This window comes from Aquabacterium sp. A08, assembly GCF_011742065.1.
In genome coordinates this window covers 12793-29631 of sequence record NZ_JAAQQT010000634.1, presented here as the reverse complement: position 1 = coordinate 29631, position 16839 = coordinate 12793, and the positions used below count along the sequence as shown (strand labels likewise).

The window sequence follows — 16839 nt, the reverse complement described above, 5'->3', positions numbered from 1 at the left end:
CTAAGCTTGGGCACATTGGGCCACGTCTCTCCAACTGCAGAGGCGGTGGTCCTGCCGTTCCTGGCTTTCGGTTCCGCCATAAACGACCGTTGGGTGCGGGCATTCAACATCTGCGTACCGCTGCCATTTGCGCAAATTGTCTGCCCAATCGCTGGCCCAAGTGCTGCCCGATTTGATTTCGATGGGCTGCAGCCCCGTGGGGTGTTCGATCAGCACATCCACCTCTGTCCCTGCGCTGTCCCGCCAAAACCAGAGATCCAGCGGCTGGCCTTGGTTCAAACGCTGTTTGTAGAGTTCGGACACCACCCAGGTTTCAAACAAGGCACCGCGCGCCGCGTGGGTTTGCAAGGCCTGGGCATCGCGCACCCCCATCAACCAAGCGGCCAAGCCGGCGTCCAGGAAGTACAGCTTGGGTGCCTTGACCAAGCGCTTGCCAAAGTTGCGGTGGTGTGGGCGCAGCAGGGTGACGATGTAACAGGTTTCCAGCACGCTCAACCATTGTCTTGCCGTCACGGCGCTGATGCCGCAGTCCGCCCCAAGCGCGGCCAGGTTGAGCAACTGACCCGTGCGTGCCGCACACATTTTTACAAACGTCTGGAACAGCGCCAGGTCGCGCACCGCAACGAGTTGTCGCACATCGCGTTCCACGTAAGTGGCCACGTAGTTGGCCAACCAGTCGTGGGGTGTGACCGGGCGGTCGTACAGTGCCGGGTAGCCACCCAGCAACAGCGCACGTTCCAGTGAGTCAGGCAGGAGTCCGGCCTGTTGCAATTCCTGGGCACTCAAGGGTAGGAGTTCAATTCTGGCCACACGCCCCGCCAGAGACTGCGTGATGCCCTCCACCAAGTCCAGTTGTGCCGATCCCGTCAGGATGAAGTCGCCCATCTTGCGCCGATCGTCCACCAAGGCCTGTAGCCACGACAGCAACTGCGGGCAACGCTGAACTTCGTCCAGAATGGCTCCTTGCCCAAATCGGGCCAAAAAGCGCTTGGGGTCCGTTGTCGCAAACTCCCTTTCGTCCGGGTTCTCCAGGGAAACATAAGGTTTCTCGGGGAACACCGCTCTGGCCAGGGTGGTTTTGCCTGATTGGCGAGGTCCGGTCAGCGCCAGTATCGGGAACCCCTGCGCCAGTCGCAAGGCAGTGGAAGCGGCGGCGCGAGGGATCATTGCAAATCGAAAGTTAAAACTTGTATTTGCAAATTCTAGGGCCTACGAACCAGTTTGCGCAACCCAGCAGTCCAGGCATCGGTCTTGGCCATCATCGGGGCCTCCACCCAGCGGAACGAGAAAAAGGCCACGGCCACCTGTTTGAATGGACCCACCACCACAAAGGCCCAGGCCATCAGAAGCGGAACGGGTAACAGGCTGACGGGACTCATGTGCCGAGCAATTCAAACACCGCCGTGTGGCCCAGCCGCTCTGTGAACCCATAACCGGCGTCGGTCAGCAGCTTGTAGGTGCGGGTCCCCAGTACATCGGGGATGGTGGAGCCGTAAATCTCCACCATCACAATTTGCGGCTTCTGGGGCCAGGCTTCGATGTTCTGGATCACCTGGTCGTCCAGCCCCTCGATGTCGATGTTCAGAAAACCAAAACGGCCCGGAAAACGGGCGTGCGCCTGTTCCACGATGGCGGTGAGCGACGTGCACGGCACGGTGGTGGTTTGCGTCAGCCCCCGCTCCCGCGCCACATCGGGGTCGCAGGTGGCGCAGTTGTCGATGTCTTTGCTGCTGTAAAAGGTGATGCTGGCCGACGTGGAGGCGGCCTCTTCGCTGACCACTGCCGCCTGCAGGTTCAAGTCTTGCGGGCGCGATGCGTTGAAGGCCGCAATCACCGCCGGGCTCGCATCCACGTTCACGCCGCTCCAGCCCAGCGTCCACAGGTAGGCGGTGTTGGACAGGTGGTAGGGGTGGTGAGCCCCGACATCGACATAAAAGTGTTCGGTGCTGGGTTTGCGGAAGCGCTTGTGGAGCAGAACGTCTTCGCCGTATTGGGAGAAGTGGAGGCGGGTCGCTCCGCTGAAGATTGTTTTTAATTTTCGGATATGGGCATTCATCTCGGTAAAGTCAGAGTGTCAGTCAGTTGTTTTGCGTAGATTTCTTTTTTGTTTTCTGCTGTTGCGAGGTTGTAGTTCTTGACTGATTTGCTATTCGATAGTATGCGATCTAAGGACTCCTTGATGTCGCTTGTTTGGGTTTCAATGTAAAAATTGGCTATCCCAAGGTCTTCAAAAAGTACCTTTTTCTTGAAGTCTGCACAGGTATTGACTTGCTCCGTTTGATAAAGACCGATGCCAATTGTAGGTATGCCAAGGTTGATGGCATTAATGGCTAAATGATAGGTGTCTGTAATAACGAATTCGGCGCTTCGAAGTGTCTTGAGCGCAGCTTTGTAGGTATGGTCAGGATGAAATCTATTGGTTTTTAGCCAGTTGCTGATTGGGCGTGGCTTCAAGCGCGTTGAGTCGGATATTTTTTATAAACGACTCTGTATTTTTATAGTTTGATCTTGTGAGTAGGTGCGCGAAGGTGCCCGATTTTTGTGTCTTTGAAAGCTCTGGGTAGAGTTTCATTTGATTTAGTAAAAATGCAGAGTCAACACCAGTTGTGATTTTTGAAGCTTGATCGGGGATAAAATTTTTCAACAACACCGTTGAGAGCGTGTCTCTTGGGAAAAAATGATCAAAGTTTTTAGCGTACAGCGCTCTGACGGACGCCAGTTCCTCGGCGTCAAACTGCGATGCGATGCTGTTGAGTGTTTGGAAGTTGTTGGATATGGAAAATACTTTCTGGTGTCTGTTGTGGTTATTCAATAAAAACAAGTTTTTCCATTTTTCATACGACTTATCCAGGGATTTTTCTCGACCCCAGTAGGCCTCCCTGTGTGCAAAATCGTTGGCGCCATACGTCGGATTGTTGATAAAGTCTCCCCAAAACAAAACGACAGGAAAATCATCCAGTTGTGCCGTGCTGTGGTAAATCTCGTGCTTGATCCTGTGGATGGCGAAAGGACGATGTTTGTATTGAGCTTGAAAAAGGGTGGGCTCTAGGCCCAGCCCAGTGAGGAATTGATGGGCGGCCAGGTCCACAGAGTACATTCCGCAGTTCCTGGGGTTGTAAGCGCAAATAACAGCCACTTTTTTGTTCATATCAACCACCCCGCTTGGAATTGTTATAAAGGCCAGCCTTGTCGTACTCCAGGTACACGTACCGGAAGAAGCATTCCAGCGCAATGAAGAAGCAGAACAAAAACCCCTGTGGCCCGCACATAAAGCCACGGTTGAGGAGGTAAAGCCGCGTGAAGTTGGCAAACGCCGACGCAAACCCGCGCCAAATGCCGCCACGTTTGCCGGCCTTGGCGCGTTTGGCCGCGCCCAGCTGGGCGTATTGCGCCAGCTTGAGCAGGCTGCCATGGATGCTTTCGCGCGAGTAGTGCAGCAGCCGGTGTTTGAACTTGCGCACTGGGCGGTCGCCGCCGCGCATGATGGCCTGTTCGTGCACCAGGCCTTCGTAGCGCTCCAGCGAGGCGGTGCGGAACATGCGTTCCACCCCGCCGGTGGACTTCATGTGGGTCAGGGGCCGTCCATAGGCCACCTGGTTCCACAGCACCTCCCACTTGCAATCCTGGCCGCTGGCCACGGCCGCTTCAATTTCGGCCTGCAGCGCGGGGGTGATTTCTTCGTCCGCGTCCAGGTAGAACAGGTAATCGCAGCGGCAATGCGTCAGCAGCCGGTTGCGCTGCACGGCAAAGCCTTCCCACTGGTCGTACACATGCACCTCGGCGCCCGCTTCGCGGGCCAGGCGGCAGGTGTCGTCGGTGCTGCCGCTGTCCACCACCACCATCTGGTCGGCAAAGGCGGCGCTGCGCAGGCACTGGGCGATGCGTTTTTGTTCGTTCAGCGTCAGCACCCCGATGCACAGGGTGGGGCGGGGGGCGGGGGCGTCAGCCATGGGGCGGGGTCCAGTCCAGGGCCCCGCGCAGCCGCCCAACCATGCGGGCCGCCAGCCGGGGCGAAATGAGCAAAAGGCGCAGCGGCAGCCCGAGCAGGGTGGTGCCCACCAGGCGGCGGCGCTGGCGCTGGGCCCGGGCCACCGTCTGGTGCTTGGCCGTGAAGATGAGTTTGGATTGCGCGTGGTGGTAGCCGCGCAAGTATTCGCTGCGCCAGGGGCTGTTGCCTCGCACCGAGCCGCGCGAGCGGTGCACCGCCGTCACGTTGGGCACCACCACCATGGGGCGCCGGGCCTGGAACAGGCGCAGGCACAGGTCGTCGTCTTCGTAGTACAGGAAGAAGCGTTCGTCGAAAAAACCCACGCCTTCAAAGGCCGACAGGCGGCACAGCATGGCGGCGCCGCACACAAAACCCACGCAGGCGGGGCCGTCGGCGGCGGGGCCACGGCTGGCCCAGTGCAGGTGGGGCCAGCGGTAGTTCACGTCGGGCCGGCCCTGGGCGTTGGTCAGCTGCGGGGCCAGCACGGCGGCCTGGGGGTCGGCGTCGGCGGCGGCCACCAGGGCGGCCAAGGCCTCGGGCGCCAGTTCGCAGTCGGGGTTGAGCAGCAGGGCAAACGGGGTGCGCACCTGTGCCAGGGCGCGGTTGTTGGCGGCACCAAACCCCAGGTTCTGGGGCAGGGCCAGCACCTGGGCTTGCGGCAGGTGCTGCGGTGTCAGGGAAGCGCAGCCGTCGTCGCTGCCGTTGTCCACCACCACCACCTGGGGGCAGGCGGCCAGCGCGCGGCCCAGGTCGGGCAGGCAGTGGGCGCTGTTGAACGTGACCACCACCACGGTGACGCGCTCCAGCGCGGCGCGCACCTCGGCGCTGACGGGGTTGACGAGGCTCACGGTGGGCTCAGTGCCCGTGGGCCACCACCTCGCCCGCCTTCAGGCGGTACACGGTGCCGCAGTAGGGGCAGCGGGCCTCGCCGGTCTTGGCCACGTCCAGGTACACCTTGGGGTGGCTGTTCCACAGCTTCATGTCGGCCAGGGGGCTGGGGCAGAACACGCCGCCGTGGGCGTTCAGGTCTTTGGCGGCCAGTTCGATAGCAGAAGGGACTTGGCTCATGGCAATCACACTTTGGTCAGCCAATGGGCGTATTTCGGGTTGCGGCCGTTGACGATGTCAAAGAACGCGGTTTGCACCTGTTCGGTGATCGGCCCGCGGCTGCCCGCACCGATCTCGATGCGGTCCAACTCGCGGATCGGCGTCACCTCGGCGGCGGTGCCGGTGAAGAAGGCTTCGTCGGCAATGTACACCTCGTCGCGGGTGATGCGCTTTTGCACGATGTCCAGGCCCAGGTCTTTGGCGATGTGGAACACCGTGTTGCGGGTGATGCCGTTGAGCGCGCCGGCCGACAGGTCGGGGGTGTAGATCACGCCGTTCTTGATGACGAAAATGTTTTCGCCCGCGCCTTCGCTCACGAAGCCGGCGCTGTCGAGCAGCAGGGCCTCGTCGTAGCCCTCGTCGGTGGCTTCCATGTTGGCCAAAATGCTGTTGGTGTAGTTGCTCACCGCCTTGGCCTGCGTCATGGTGATGTTGACGTGGTGGCGGGTGTAGCTGCTGGTCTTGACGCGGATGCCGCGCTTCATGCCTTCTTCGCCCAGGTAGGCGCCCCAGGCCCAGGCAGCGACCATCAGGTGGATGGTGTTGCCCTTGGGGCTGACGCCCAGCTTCTTGTCACCGATCCAGGTCAGCGGGCGCAGGTAACCGCTTTCCAGCTGGTTTTCACGGATGACGGCTTTTTGCGCTTCGTTCACCTCTTCCTGGGTGAACGGGATCTTCATGCGCAAAATTTTGGCACTGTTGAACAGGCGCTGGGTGTGTTCTTCCAGGCGGAAAATGGCCGGACCGTTGACGGTGTTGTAGGCCCGCACCCCCTCGAAGGCGCCGCAGCCGTAGTGCAGCGTGTGCGTCAGGACGTGGATTTTGGCGTCGCGCCAATCGACCATCTGGCCATCCATCCAGATTTTGCCGTCGCGGTCGGACATGGAGGGGATCACGGACATTGCTTGCCTCGGTAGGTTGCTTATCCACGCATTTTACGGCGTGGCGTGGCTTGAATTTTTTGGATGCGGACCCTAAAGTTTGCTTCAGGAGGTCCGATAGAACGAGGGAAAGCGGAAATCCCGTGCAATCTGGATGCTTCGCCGAGGAGTTCGCCATGTTGACCATTTCTTCTGTCGCCGTCTCACCCGTGCCGCCACAGGCCCCCGTTGCCAAGGCGCAGCCGGTGGTGCCGGTCAAGCCCAGCAACGCGGTCTCGCCCGAGAACGCGGGTGTGTCCGTGGTCGTGTCGCAGGGCGGGGGCGATGGCGGGCGTGCCGCGGCGGTGTACGCCCCGCCGGCCCTGCCGCCGGTGAACCCCACCGGCCAGACCGCCACCGTGGAAGTGCGCAACAACGCCGCCGCGCCCGACAAGGTGGGCCAGGTGCCGGCTGCGGCCCAGGCCACGGCCGGTGCTGTGGCGCAGGCGTCGCGGGCCGCTGCGCCTGCGCCCAGCAACGCCGCCGACGGCGCGGCCCAGGACGCCACGGCCGCGGCCCCCGAAGCGGACGAAGCCAACCCGGCCGCCGCCCCCAACGCCCAGACGCAGGCCCAGGCCCGCCAGGCCGAAGCCGAGCGCGCCGCCCAGGCGCGGGCCGAGCAGCAGCGCTTCAAGGGCGAATTCCCGCGCGAGGTGAAAAGCCCAGCGCAGGAGGCGATGGACACCCAGATCAACGAACTGCTGCCCAACATGTGGAAGGCCAGCCGCGCCGCGGTGGACGTGCTGATTGGCGACGACGCCCGCGCCGCCGCCGCCGCCCGGGCCGAGGTGCTGGCGCCGCAACCGCCTATGCCCAGCGAACGCGCGCTGGAGGCCACCGAAAACTACGTGCGCACCGGCAGCGGCGACTTCCCGGCGCCGGGGGCCAACGTCAACCAGCGCGTCTGAGCGGCTTCAGATGCGGTGGCGCACGCCACCGGCGCTGTTGACCCGTTCCATGATTGCGCGCGCGATCTGCCGCAGCGGCAGCACCTCGTGTGCCGCGCCGTGCTGGATGGCCATTTTGGGCATGCCAAACACCACGCAGCTGGCTTCGTCCTGCACGATGTTGTAGCTGCCGGCGTCGCGCATCTCGCGCATCGCGGCCGCGCCGTCGCCGCCCATGCCGGTCAGCATCACGCCCACCGCGTTGGGGCCCAGCACCCGGGCGCACGACTTGAACAGCACCTCCACCGAGGGCTTGTGGCGGTTGACCGGCGGGCCGTCGTCCACCACCGCCACGTAGTTGGCGCCGCTGCGTTCGATGTGGAATTGGGTGCCGCCCGGCGCGATGTAGGCGTGGCCCGGCAGCAGGCGCTGGCCGTGCTGGGCCTCGGCCACGCGGATTTTGCACAGCGAGTCCAGCCGCGCGGCAAAGCTGCTGGTGAAGCCGGCCGGCATGTGCTGGGTGATGACGATGGCCGGCGCGTCGGCCGGCAGCTCCACCAGGATTTCCTTGATCGCTTCGGTGCCGCCGGTGGAGGCGCCGATGCAGATCATTTTTTCGGTGGACAGCAGCCGGGTGGCCGGGCGCGGCGGCGCGGCGGCGCCACCGTCCGCGCGGGGTGGCGTCGGCGGGGCGGGCGGGGCCACGTGGCGGCTCACCCGCGCCTGGCTGGCGATGCGGATTTTCTCCACAATCTCCTGCCCCAGCTCGCGCAGCCCGGCCGAGACGCCCACGCGCGGTTTGGCCACAAAGTCCACCGCGCCCATTTCCAGCGCGCGCAGCGTGGTGTCGGCGCCCTGCTCGGTCAGGGTGGACACCATGACCACCGGCATCGGGCGCAGCCGCATCAGCCGCGACAGGAATTCCAGCCCGTCCATTTTGGGCATTTCCACGTCCAGGGTGATGACGTCGGGGTTGAGTTCGCGGATCATCTCGCGCGCCTGCAGCGGGTCGTTGGCCGCGCCGATGCACGCCATGTCCGGCTGCTGGTTGATGATTTCGGTGAGCAGGCTGCGCACGAGCGCCGAGTCGTCCACCACCACCACTGTGATTTTCTGCATGCCGCGCCTGAATGGGGTCAGAACAGGTCGACCGAGCCGCCGGCGGTGGACTGCACCACGCGGGTGGCCACGCCCTGGCGTTCCTGGGATTCGAGCGTTTCGGGGTGGGCGTGGGCCAGGCGTTTGACCATGGCCTTGCCGGTGACCGGGAAAAACACCACCTTGCGCGGGTAGATGTCCATCACGTCTTTGGAAACCACCGGAATGCGTTCGGTGGCCAGGTAGTCGAGCACGAATTTGGTGTTGCGTTCGCCCACGTTCATGCTGGTGAAACCGGCAATGACCGCGCCGCCACCGAACACCTTGGCCTGCATGTACTCGCGCGAGGAACCCATTTTCACCAGTTCGTTGATCAGCAGTTCCATGGCGTAGGAACCGTAGCGGCCCGAGGTGTCGGCGCCGCCTTCGGGCAGCATGAAGTGGTTCATGCCGCCGATGCGCAGGCGCGAGTCCCAGATGCAGGCGGCGATGCACGAGCCCAGCACGGTCATGATGACCACGTCCTCGTTGGACACGAAATATTCGCCCGGCAACACCTTGGCCGCGTTGTACTTGAAGTGCTGGTCGTGGAAAAAGAACGACGCCTCCCCCGGCTTGCGCGGCCGGGACTTGAGGGTTTGCAGGTGCGCGGTGCTGCGGTGCATACGGTTCAGACTTTTTCGTAAACGGTTTTACCACGCAGCGCGAACAAGGAGCGTGCATCGCTGAAGTTTTCGGCGTGCCCCACGAACAGCGTGCCCTTGGGCTTCATCAGCCGGTGGATGCGCGCCAGCACCTGCCGCTGCGTGGTGTTGTCGAAATAGATCATGACGTTGCGGCAGAACACCACGTCAAACTCCTCGCGCAGCGCCCAGCTGTCCTCGATCAGGTTGAGGTTGAAGAACTGGATGTGCTTTTGCAGCTCGGGCCGCACCCGGGCCAGGCCGCTGTTGTGGCCGGTGCCTTTGAGGAAGTATTTGCGCAGTTGGTCCGGGCTGACGTTTTTCAGGCCGTCCAGCTTGTACACCCCGCGCGAGGCGGTCTGCAGCACCTTGGTGTCGATGTCGCTGGCCCAGATGCGGAAGCGGCCGTTGAGGCCCAACGCGTCGGCCAGGGTGATGGCGATGGAGTACGGCTCCTCCCCGGTGGAGGCGGCGCTGCACCAGACCTTCCATTCGTGGCCGGCGCCGCCTTCCTTGAGCAGCCGCGCCAGCTCCACGAAGTGGTGATTTTCGCGGAAGAAGGAGGTGAGGTTGGTGGTCAGCGCGTTGACGAATTCCTGCCACTCGTCGGCGCTGCCGTGCTGTTCCAGCCAGTCCAGGTAGTTGCGGAAGCTGCCGTGCCCGGTGTCGCGCAGCCGCCGCGCGATGCGGCTGTACACCATGGCCTGCTTGCCATCGTGCAGGCTGATGCCGGCGTGCCGGTAGATCAGCTGCTGGATGCGGGTGAAGTCGGCCGGGGTCCAGGCGAACTCCCGGCTCTGCAGCGCGCTGTCGTCGTCAACGGCCATGGGCGGGGTCCGTCATTGGCGGGCGCGGCGCACCAGCGAGGAGGTGTCCAGGATCAGCGACACGCTGCCGTCGCCCAGAATGGTGGCGCCGGACACGTACTGCACCTTGCGGTAGTTGGACTCCAGGTTTTTGATCACCACCTGCTGCTGGCCCAGCAGCTCGTCCACCATCAGCGCCACCCGCGAGCCGTCGGACTCGATCACCACCATGATGGTGTTGCCCGGCGTGGCCTCGGCCGGGCGCGGCACCGCGAACAGACGGTCCACCTCGATCACGGGCATGTACTCGTCGCGCACCTTCACCAGCTGCGCGTTCTGCGCCACGGTGTTGATGTCCTTGGCCTGGACCTGGAACGACTCCACCACCGACGACAGCGGCAGGATGTACACCTCGTCGGCCACCCGCACCGTCATGCCGTCCATGATGGCCAGCGTCAGCGGCAGGCGCACCTTCACGCTCATGCCAAAGCCTTCGGACGAGTCCAGCTCCACCGAACCGCCCAGCGCGGCGATGTTTTTCTTGACCACGTCCATGCCCACGCCGCGGCCGGACACGTCGGTCACCACCTCGGCGGTGGAGAAGCCCGGTGCGAAGATGAGCTGCCAGGCCTCCTGGTCGGGCATGTCGTCCGACACCGGGATGCCCTTGGCCCGCGCCTTGTCGATCAGCTTCTGGCGCGACAGGCCCTTGCCGTCGTCGCGCACCTCGATCAGGATGGAGCCGCCCTGGTGCGCCGCAGACAGGGTGATGGTGCCGATTTCGGGCTTGCCTTTGGCCAGCCGTTCGTCGGGCTGTTCGATGCCGTGGTCGCAGCTGTTGCGGATCAGGTGGGTCAGCGGGTCGGTGATTTTTTCGATCAGGCCCTTGTCCAGCTCGGTCGCTTCGCCGTGCGTGAGCAGTTCCACCTTCTTGCCCAGCTTGGACGCCAGGTCGCGCAACATGCGCGGGAAACGGCTGAACACCACCGACATCGGGATCATGCGGATCGACATGACCGATTCCTGCAGGTCACGGGTGTTGCGCTCCAGGTCGGCCAGGCCCGACAGCAGCTGCTGGTTCAGCGTCGCGTCCAGGCTGCGGCTGTTTTGCGCCAGCATGGCCTGGGTGATGACCAGTTCGCCCACCTGGTTGATGAGCTGGTCGATCTTGCTGACCGACACCCGCAGCGAGGTGGTTTCCAGTTGCGCGGTGGCCGCGGCGCGGGTGGCCTTGGCGCCTTCGCGCGCCTTGGACTCGGCCGGGGCGGCGGCGCTGCCCGCCGCCAGGCCGCTTTCGGCCTGGACGATGTCGGCATGGGCGCGGGGGGTCAGCGGGTTGCCGGGCGCGCCGGGGAACAGGCCGTAGCCTTGCACCAGGTCGTCGGCCGGCACCGGGGCGCCCGAGGCCCCGGGCACGGTGGACGCCACCGGGCTGCCCGGGGCGCCGGCGAACAGGCCGTAGCCCTGTTCGATGATGTCCTGGCTGTGGTCAAAGCCCGACCCTTCGGCGGCGGCCGCGGCCGGTGCCGGCGGCGCCACGGGGGCGGGCGCCGGGGCCGCGCCGGCCGGCAGCAGGGCGATTTTTTCTTTGGCCACGTGGAAGGCGAACAGGTCCAGCAGGTCGGCGTCGCTGCTGGTGGTGTCGATCAGGTAGACCTTGCGGCCGCCGTCGTCGCGTTCGCCGGTGATGGTGCCCAGGCCTTCGATGTCGCGGAACAGCTCCTTGATGGCCTCGGCCTGTTCGGGGTGGTCCAGCGGGCCGATGACCGCCTGCAACTGGCGCGCGGCGCCGGGCGCGCTGGCCGCCGGCATGCCGCCGGGGGCCGGGGCGGGCGGGGGCGGAGGGACCGGCGCAGGGGGGGGCGGGGGCACCGCCGCGCCGCCCGAGGCCAGCACCCGGATGCGCTGCACCAGACCGGCGGTTTCGGGCGGCTCACCGCCCAGGCCCTGGTGGCGCGCCAGCAGGCCCTTGAGCGCGTCGGAGGCTTCCAGCAGCACGTCCACCATGGGCATGGTGGGGGCCAGTTCGTGGCGGCGCAGCTTGTCCAGCAGCGACTCCATTTGGTGGGTGAGTTCGGCCACGTCTTCGAAGCCGAAGGTGGCGGCGCCGCCCTTGATCGAGTGGGCGCAGCGGAAGATGGCGTTGAGTTCTTCGTCGTCGACCGTCTCCAGGTCTAGGTTGAGCAGCTGTTGCTCCATCTGCTCCAGGTTCTCGCCCGCCTCTTCAAAGAAGATTTGGTAGAACTGGGTCAGGTCAAAGCCGTCGTTCTTGTCGTCTGCCATGGGCGTGGTTCTCGGTGGAGGCCGGTGGGGGGAGCGGGGGCGTCAGGCCGGCTTCAACGGATGACCTTGTTGATGACCTCGATCAGGCGGTTGGGGTCGAAGGGCTTGACCAGCCAGCCGGTGGCGCCGGCGGCGCGGCCGGCCTGTTTCATCTGGTCGCTGGACTCGGTGGTCAGGATCAGGATGGGCGTGTTCTTGAACGCCGGGTGCTCGCGCAGCTTGCGCGTCAGGCCGATGCCGTCCAGGCGCGGCATGTTCTGGTCGGTCAGCACCAGGTCGAAGGTCTGTTTCTGGGCCTTTTCGAACGCGTCGACGCCGTCGACCGCCTCGACCACGTTGAACCCGGCGCCCACCAGGGTGAAAGACACCATCTTGCGCATGGAGGCGGAATCGTCAACGGCGAGAATCGAATGCATGGGGTTACCTTGTGAACGGGGCGGTGATGGCGGGAGAGATCAGAACAGTTCGATGGAACCGGCGTCCATCTCGCTCTGGGTCACGGGGTTGGGGTTTTGCGGCAGGTGGGTCACCACCACGCCGATTTCGTCTTCTTCGGGCTCCATGGCCTGTTCGGCCAGGGTGTAGGCGCAGCCCTTGAGCACCTTGCCGGTGTGCACCAGCAACTGGCTGGCCATGTCGTGGAACTGCAGTTCGGTGACGGCCAGGTGCAGCGCGGCACGGATGGACTGGGTGTCCGGGCTGTCGGGCAGGCCCTCGGCCACCTGCATGGCCTGGTTGAAGCGGTCCAGCAGGTTGCCGGTGGCGTGGTCGAGCAGGCCCTCCAGGCGCTTGAGGTCGTTCATGGCCACGAGCAGCGAGTCCTGCAGGTCGGCCACGGCGGCCACGTTCATGGCAACCGCCGGCTCGTCGGAGCGGTCGGGCAGGGGGGCCACCGTGGTGACTTCTTCGCGCGGCCAGCGGCGTTTCTGGCGTGGGTCGGCGGGTTCTTCTTGCATGGGGCGGTGCACAGGGTCCCGAAAAGGTGTCGTTCCCTGCAAATATAAGCGCGAGTGACAGTCTAGACTAGGGCGCGGGTCTGACATGGCTCAAAATAGTGCGCATCCACCGTCCATCTTTCGCAAAAATGCGGGCTCCCAGCACGCACAGGCCCCTTTGACCGATTTGCACCTCCTCCATCTGGAAGACAACCCCGCCGACCACGAGCTGGTGGCGCGGGCGCTGGCGCGCGCCGAGGTGCCGTGTGCGCTGACCCTGGTGGACACGCTGGAGGCCTTCCAGGCGGCGGTGCGCCAGGGGCCGGTGGACGCGGTGCTGGCCGACTACCACCTGGCCGGGTTTTCCGGCCTGGACGCCTGGGACTGGCTGCGCGCCGAGGGCATCGAGCTGCCGTTCGTGATCGTCTCGGGCGCCATCGGCGAGGCCACCGTGGCCGACGCCATGGTGCGCGGCGTGAGCGATTACGTGGACAAACACCGGCTGGCGCGCCTGCCCGGCGCCCTGCAGCGGGCGCTGGACCTGGCCGCCGCGCGCCGCGCCCAGGCCGATGCCGCGCGCGCCCTGACGGAGTCGCGCCAACGCCTGGTGGAGCTGACCGAGCACCTGCAGGCCAGCATCGACCGCGAACGCGCCGACATCGCGCGCGAAATCCACGACGACATCGGCGGCTCGCTCGCGGCGGTCAAGCTCGACCTGGCCTGGCTGGCGCGGCGCAGCACCGACGCCGAGGCGCAGACCCACGTGCAGGCGGCGCTGGCCATGGCCGAACACGCCCTGGGCGCGAGCCAGCGCATCATGCGCAACCTGCGCCCGGCGGTGCTGGACCAGGGCCTGATGCCAGCCCTGCAGTGGCTGACCCGCACCTTTGCCGAACGCACCGGGCTGGCCGTGGGGCTGCACGGCCGCCTGCGCGCGCCGCTGGACCCGAAGGTGGACATGGTGGCCTACCGCACGGTGCAGGAGGCGCTGACCAACGTGCTCAAGCACGCCCAGGCCCGCGCGGTGCGGGTGGAGGTGAGCGACCTGGAGGACTTTCTGACCCTGGAAATCTCGGACGACGGCCGCGGTGCCGGGCCGGCCGAGCTGGCCAAGCTGCAGTCCTTCGGCTTGCTGGGCCTGAAGGAGCGCGCCCAGACCGTGGGCGGCTGGCTGGACGTGGCGACCGCGCCCGGCCAGGGCATGACGCTGATACTTTCGGTGCCGCTGGGCGGCGCCACGACCCCCGAACCGGAGACTGCCGAATGATCAAGGTGGTGCTGTGCGACGACCACGCCGTGGTGCGCCGCGGTGTGCGCGACACGCTGATGGAGGCCACCGACGTGCAGGTGGTGGGCGAGGCCGACGGCTACGCCAGCCTGCGCGACGCCCTGCGCCAGCACAAGCCCGACGTGCTGCTGCTGGACGTGGACCTGCCCGGGCGCAGCGGGCTGGAAATTCTGGCGGTGCTGCAGGAGGAGCAGAACCCGGTGCGGGTGGTGATGGTGTCGATGTACCCGGAGGACCAGTACGCGATCCGCTGCCTCAAGGCCGGCGCCATGGGCTACCTGAACAAGGGCGGCGACCCCGCCGCGCTGCTGGCGGCGGTGCGCACCGTGGCGCAGGGGCGCAAGTACATCACGGCCGAGATCGCCGAACTGCTGGCCAACCACCTGAACGCGCCCGAGGGCGCCGAGCTGCACGACAGCCTGTCGGAGCGGGAGTTGCAGACGCTGAAAAAAATCGCCTCGGGCAAGAAGCTGTCGCAGATCGCCGAGGAGCTGATGATCAGCCCCAAAACGGTGAGCGTGTACCGCGCCCGGGTGCTGGAAAAGCTGGGCCTGAGCAACAACGCCGAGCTGACGGTCTACGCCATCCGCAACCAGCTGGTGTGAGGCCGTGCCGGTGTTGGGCCGGCGTCTTTAGCCGGCACCGAACAGGTCGGCGATCACCCGCATGAGCTGCGTCACCGGGCGGTCCATCATCGGCAGGGTGAAGGCGATGCCCAGCAGCCCGACCGACAGGGTCAGCGGAAAGCCGATGGCGAAGACGTTCATCTGCGGCGCGATGCGGGAGACGATGCCCATGACCACGTTGACGAACAGCAGCATGCCGATCATGGGCAGGGCGATCCACAGACCGTAATAGAACACCAGCCCGCCCAGTTCGTGCAGGCGCAGGGTGCGCACCGCGCCGAAGGCGTCCTCGCCGACCGGAAAGGTCTGGAAGCTGGCGGCCACGGCCTGGATCAGCATCAGGTGGCCGTTGAGCACGATGAACAGCAGCATGGCGGTGTTGCCAAAGAAGCGGCCCACGGTGCTGGTCTGGGCGTTGGTGCTGGGGTCGAAAAAGCCGGCGAAGTTCAGGCCCATTTGCAGGCCGACGATTTCGCCCGCCATTTCCACCGCGGAAAACACGATGCGCACCGCCAGCCCGATGGCCAGGCCGATGGACAGCTGCTGCACCACCGCGCCGAAGGCGGCCGCGCTGTTGAGCGAGAGCAGGGGCGGCTCCGGCAGCGCCGGCTGCAGGCACACCGCGATGACGAAGGCCAGGCCAATTTTGGTGCGCACCGGCACCGACCGCGCCGAGAAGATGGGCGCGCTGGCGAACACCCCCAGCACCCGCAGAAAGGGCCAGAAGATCGGCGCGACCCAGGCCATGAGCTGGGCTTCGCTGAAGGTGACCATGCGGGCGGGGCGTGGGCCGGGGCGGTCAGACCGCGAAGTCGGGGATGGCCATGAGCGTGCGGCGGATGAAGTCCACCAGGGTGCTCAGCATCCACGGCCCGGCCAGGGCGAACACCGCCACCGCCGCCACCAGCTTGGGCACGAAGGACAGGGTGGCTTCGTTGATCTGCGTCAGCGCCTGGAACAGGCTGATGACCAGGCCCACCACCAGCACCGTGCCCAGCACCGGTGCGGCGACCATGAGCAGCAGGAACAGGGCGTTTTGCCCGATGGTGAGGACGGCTTGGGCTTCCATGGCGGGGCGGCTCCGGGGCTAGGTGGCGAAGCTGGCGGCCAGCGAACCGATGAGCAGGTTCCAGCCGTCGGCCAGCACGAACAGCATCAGCTTGAAGGGCAGGGCCACCAGCACCGGCGACAGCATCATCATGCCCAGCGACATGAGCACGCTGGCCACGATCATGTCGATGACCAGGAAGGGGATGAAGACCATGAAGCCGATCTGGAACGCGGTTTTGAGTTCGCTGATGACGAAGGCCGGCACCAGCACGCGCAGCGGCGCGGTCTCCACCGTCACTTCGGGGCCGAGCTGGCCCAGGCGGGCGAACAGCTCGAAGTCGGACTGGCGGGTCTGCTTGGTCATGAACTCGCGCAGCGGGATTTCGCCCTGCGCCAACGCCTGCTCGAAGCTCAGGGTGTTCTGGGTGTAGGGTTGGTAGGCGTTGTCGTACACGCGGTCCAGCGTGGGGCCCATGACGAACAGGCTGAGGAACAGCGACAGCCCGACGATGACCTGGTTGGGCGGCGAGGACTGGGTGCCCAGCGCCTGGCGCATGAGCGAGAGCACGATGACGATGCGGGTGAAGGACGTCATCATCAGCAGCACCGCGGGCAGGAAGGACAGCGCGGTGAAGAACAGCAGCGTCTGGATGGGCACCGAGTAGCTGGTGCCGCCCGGCCCCTGGCCGATGACCAGCGGCAGCTGCCCTCCGGGCGCGGCCTGGGCCAGCGCCGCACCGGCCAGCGCGAGCAGGGCCGCGCCAAGCAGGCCCTGGCGCCAGCGCGTCCGTGCGTGGCCGGGCGTCATGCCGAGGGCTCCTGCCGCGGCTCGCTGCCCCGCAGCGCCTGGGCCACGGCGGCGTAGCTGGGGGTGGCGGGCGTGGGCGCCGCACCGGCGGCCGGGCGGGCCAGGGCTTGCGTGTGCAGGGTGCGCACGTGCTGGGGCGTCACGCCCAGGGTCAGCTGCACCGGGCCGTGGGGGCTGTTGACCTCCACCACCACCACACGCTGCTGCGGGCCCAGCGCCAGTTGCGACACCAGCCGCAGTTCGGCGCCCTGGCCGCTGCCGGTGGGGGCGGTGCGCTGCTTCAGCCAGTGGAGGGCCCAGGCCAGCAGGCCCATGATGAGCAACAGGCCCAGGGCGGGCGCGTAGGCAGCAAAGCTCATG

The 16839-nt window shown here is 65.5% G+C and carries 21 protein-coding genes; 3 read left to right on the top strand and 18 right to left on the bottom strand.

All coding sequences use genetic code 11. From position 1 onward, the window contains the following. From HA630_RS13175 to HA630_RS13140, 8 genes are all read right to left on the bottom strand, one after another. Complete coding sequence (locus HA630_RS13175) at positions 1–1167, bottom strand: ATP-binding protein (RefSeq protein WP_166835292.1); 1167 nt, start codon at positions 1165–1167, stop codon at positions 1–3. 208 nt (positions 1168–1375) lie between these two features. Then, the gene (locus tag HA630_RS13170) at positions 1376–2056 is read right to left on the bottom strand and encodes an FkbM family methyltransferase (protein ID WP_166835290.1); all 681 of its coding nucleotides are present in this window, start codon (positions 2054–2056) and stop codon (positions 1376–1378) included. After that, positions 2053–2454, bottom strand: a complete 402-nt coding sequence (locus tag HA630_RS13165) for a polysaccharide pyruvyl transferase family protein (protein WP_166835288.1) — start codon at positions 2452–2454, stop codon at positions 2053–2055. The genes HA630_RS13170 and HA630_RS13165 overlap by 4 nt, the downstream gene beginning before the upstream one ends. Further along, entirely contained in the window at positions 2414–3148 is a 735-nt protein-coding gene (locus HA630_RS13160; RefSeq protein ID WP_166835286.1) for a hypothetical protein, read from the bottom strand. The genes HA630_RS13165 and HA630_RS13160 overlap by 41 nt, the downstream gene beginning before the upstream one ends. A 1-nt stretch (position 3149) precedes the next feature. After that, positions 3150–3950, bottom strand: coding sequence for a glycosyltransferase family 2 protein (locus HA630_RS13155; protein ID WP_166835284.1), 801 nt, complete (start codon positions 3948–3950; stop codon positions 3150–3152). Next, entirely contained in the window at positions 3943–4836 is an 894-nt protein-coding gene (locus tag HA630_RS13150; RefSeq protein ID WP_371809249.1) for a glycosyltransferase family 2 protein, read from the bottom strand. The genes HA630_RS13155 and HA630_RS13150 overlap by 8 nt, the downstream gene beginning before the upstream one ends. A gap of 7 nt (positions 4837–4843) precedes the next feature. Next, the gene (locus HA630_RS13145) at positions 4844–5056 is read right to left on the bottom strand and encodes a zinc-finger domain-containing protein (RefSeq protein WP_166835255.1); all 213 of its coding nucleotides are present in this window, start codon (positions 5054–5056) and stop codon (positions 4844–4846) included. Between the two features lie 5 nt (positions 5057–5061). After that, positions 5062–5997 (bottom strand): branched-chain amino acid transaminase, encoded by a 936-nt coding sequence (locus tag HA630_RS13140; protein WP_166835253.1) that lies wholly within the window; start codon positions 5995–5997, stop codon positions 5062–5064. 155 nt (positions 5998–6152) lie between these two features. On the opposite strand from HA630_RS13140, the gene HA630_RS13135 reads away from it, so the two are divergent. Further along, positions 6153–6923, top strand: coding sequence for a hypothetical protein (locus tag HA630_RS13135; RefSeq protein ID WP_166835252.1), 771 nt, complete (start codon positions 6153–6155; stop codon positions 6921–6923). Between the two features lie 6 nt (positions 6924–6929). Here HA630_RS13135 and HA630_RS13130 read toward each other — a convergent pair whose 3' ends face one another. The 6 genes from HA630_RS13130 to HA630_RS13105 are packed head-to-tail and all read right to left on the bottom strand — an operon-like array spanning position 6930 to position 12623. Continuing rightward, positions 6930–8021, bottom strand: coding sequence for a chemotaxis response regulator protein-glutamate methylesterase (locus HA630_RS13130; protein ID WP_166835250.1), 1092 nt, complete (start codon positions 8019–8021; stop codon positions 6930–6932). Between the two features lie 17 nt (positions 8022–8038). After that, positions 8039–8665 carry a chemoreceptor glutamine deamidase CheD gene (gene cheD, locus HA630_RS13125; protein ID WP_166835248.1) on the bottom strand — a complete coding sequence of 209 codons (627 nt, stop codon included), beginning with the start codon at positions 8663–8665 and terminating at the stop codon, positions 8039–8041. A gap of 5 nt (positions 8666–8670) precedes the next feature. Then, positions 8671–9510, bottom strand: a complete 840-nt coding sequence (locus HA630_RS13120) for a CheR family methyltransferase (RefSeq protein ID WP_166835246.1) — start codon at positions 9508–9510, stop codon at positions 8671–8673. A gap of 12 nt (positions 9511–9522) precedes the next feature. Beyond that, on the bottom strand, positions 9523–11772 hold the full coding sequence (locus HA630_RS13115) for a chemotaxis protein CheW (protein WP_166835244.1): 2250 nt from the start codon (positions 11770–11772) through the stop codon (positions 9523–9525). A gap of 53 nt (positions 11773–11825) precedes the next feature. After that, on the bottom strand, positions 11826–12188 hold the full coding sequence (locus tag HA630_RS13110; protein WP_166835242.1) for a response regulator: 363 nt from the start codon (positions 12186–12188) through the stop codon (positions 11826–11828). A 39-nt stretch (positions 12189–12227) separates the two neighbouring features. Next, on the bottom strand, positions 12228–12623 hold the full coding sequence (locus HA630_RS13105; RefSeq protein WP_166835279.1) for a hypothetical protein: 396 nt from the start codon (positions 12621–12623) through the stop codon (positions 12228–12230). Between the two features lie 262 nt (positions 12624–12885). Between HA630_RS13105 and HA630_RS13100 the strand changes: the two genes are divergently transcribed. Beyond that, a complete protein-coding gene (locus tag HA630_RS13100) occupies positions 12886–13974 on the top strand; it encodes an ATP-binding protein (protein WP_243855457.1) in 1089 nt (362 codons plus the stop codon). Further along, positions 13971–14600, top strand: a complete 630-nt coding sequence (locus HA630_RS13095) for a response regulator transcription factor (RefSeq protein WP_166835238.1) — start codon at positions 13971–13973, stop codon at positions 14598–14600. The genes HA630_RS13100 and HA630_RS13095 overlap by 4 nt, the downstream gene beginning before the upstream one ends. A 27-nt stretch (positions 14601–14627) precedes the next feature. Here the strand turns inward: HA630_RS13095 and fliR are convergent, their stop codons facing one another. Genes fliR through HA630_RS13075 form a run of 4 tightly spaced genes read right to left on the bottom strand, consistent with a single transcriptional unit; the run spans position 14628 to position 16838 of the window. Next, the gene (gene fliR / locus HA630_RS13090; protein ID WP_166835236.1) at positions 14628–15395 is read right to left on the bottom strand and encodes a flagellar biosynthetic protein FliR; all 768 of its coding nucleotides are present in this window, start codon (positions 15393–15395) and stop codon (positions 14628–14630) included. Between the two features lie 25 nt (positions 15396–15420). Continuing rightward, on the bottom strand, positions 15421–15690 hold the full coding sequence (gene fliQ / locus HA630_RS13085; RefSeq protein WP_166835234.1) for a flagellar biosynthesis protein FliQ: 270 nt from the start codon (positions 15688–15690) through the stop codon (positions 15421–15423). Between the two features lie 18 nt (positions 15691–15708). Beyond that, positions 15709–16479 (bottom strand): flagellar type III secretion system pore protein FliP, encoded by a 771-nt coding sequence (gene fliP, locus HA630_RS13080; protein ID WP_166835232.1) that lies wholly within the window; start codon positions 16477–16479, stop codon positions 15709–15711. After that, positions 16476–16838 carry a flagellar biosynthetic protein FliO gene (locus HA630_RS13075; protein ID WP_166835230.1) on the bottom strand — a complete coding sequence of 121 codons (363 nt, stop codon included), beginning with the start codon at positions 16836–16838 and terminating at the stop codon, positions 16476–16478. Before HA630_RS13075 ends, fliP begins: the two co-directional genes overlap by 4 nt. Between the last annotated feature and the right edge of the window lies 1 nt (position 16839).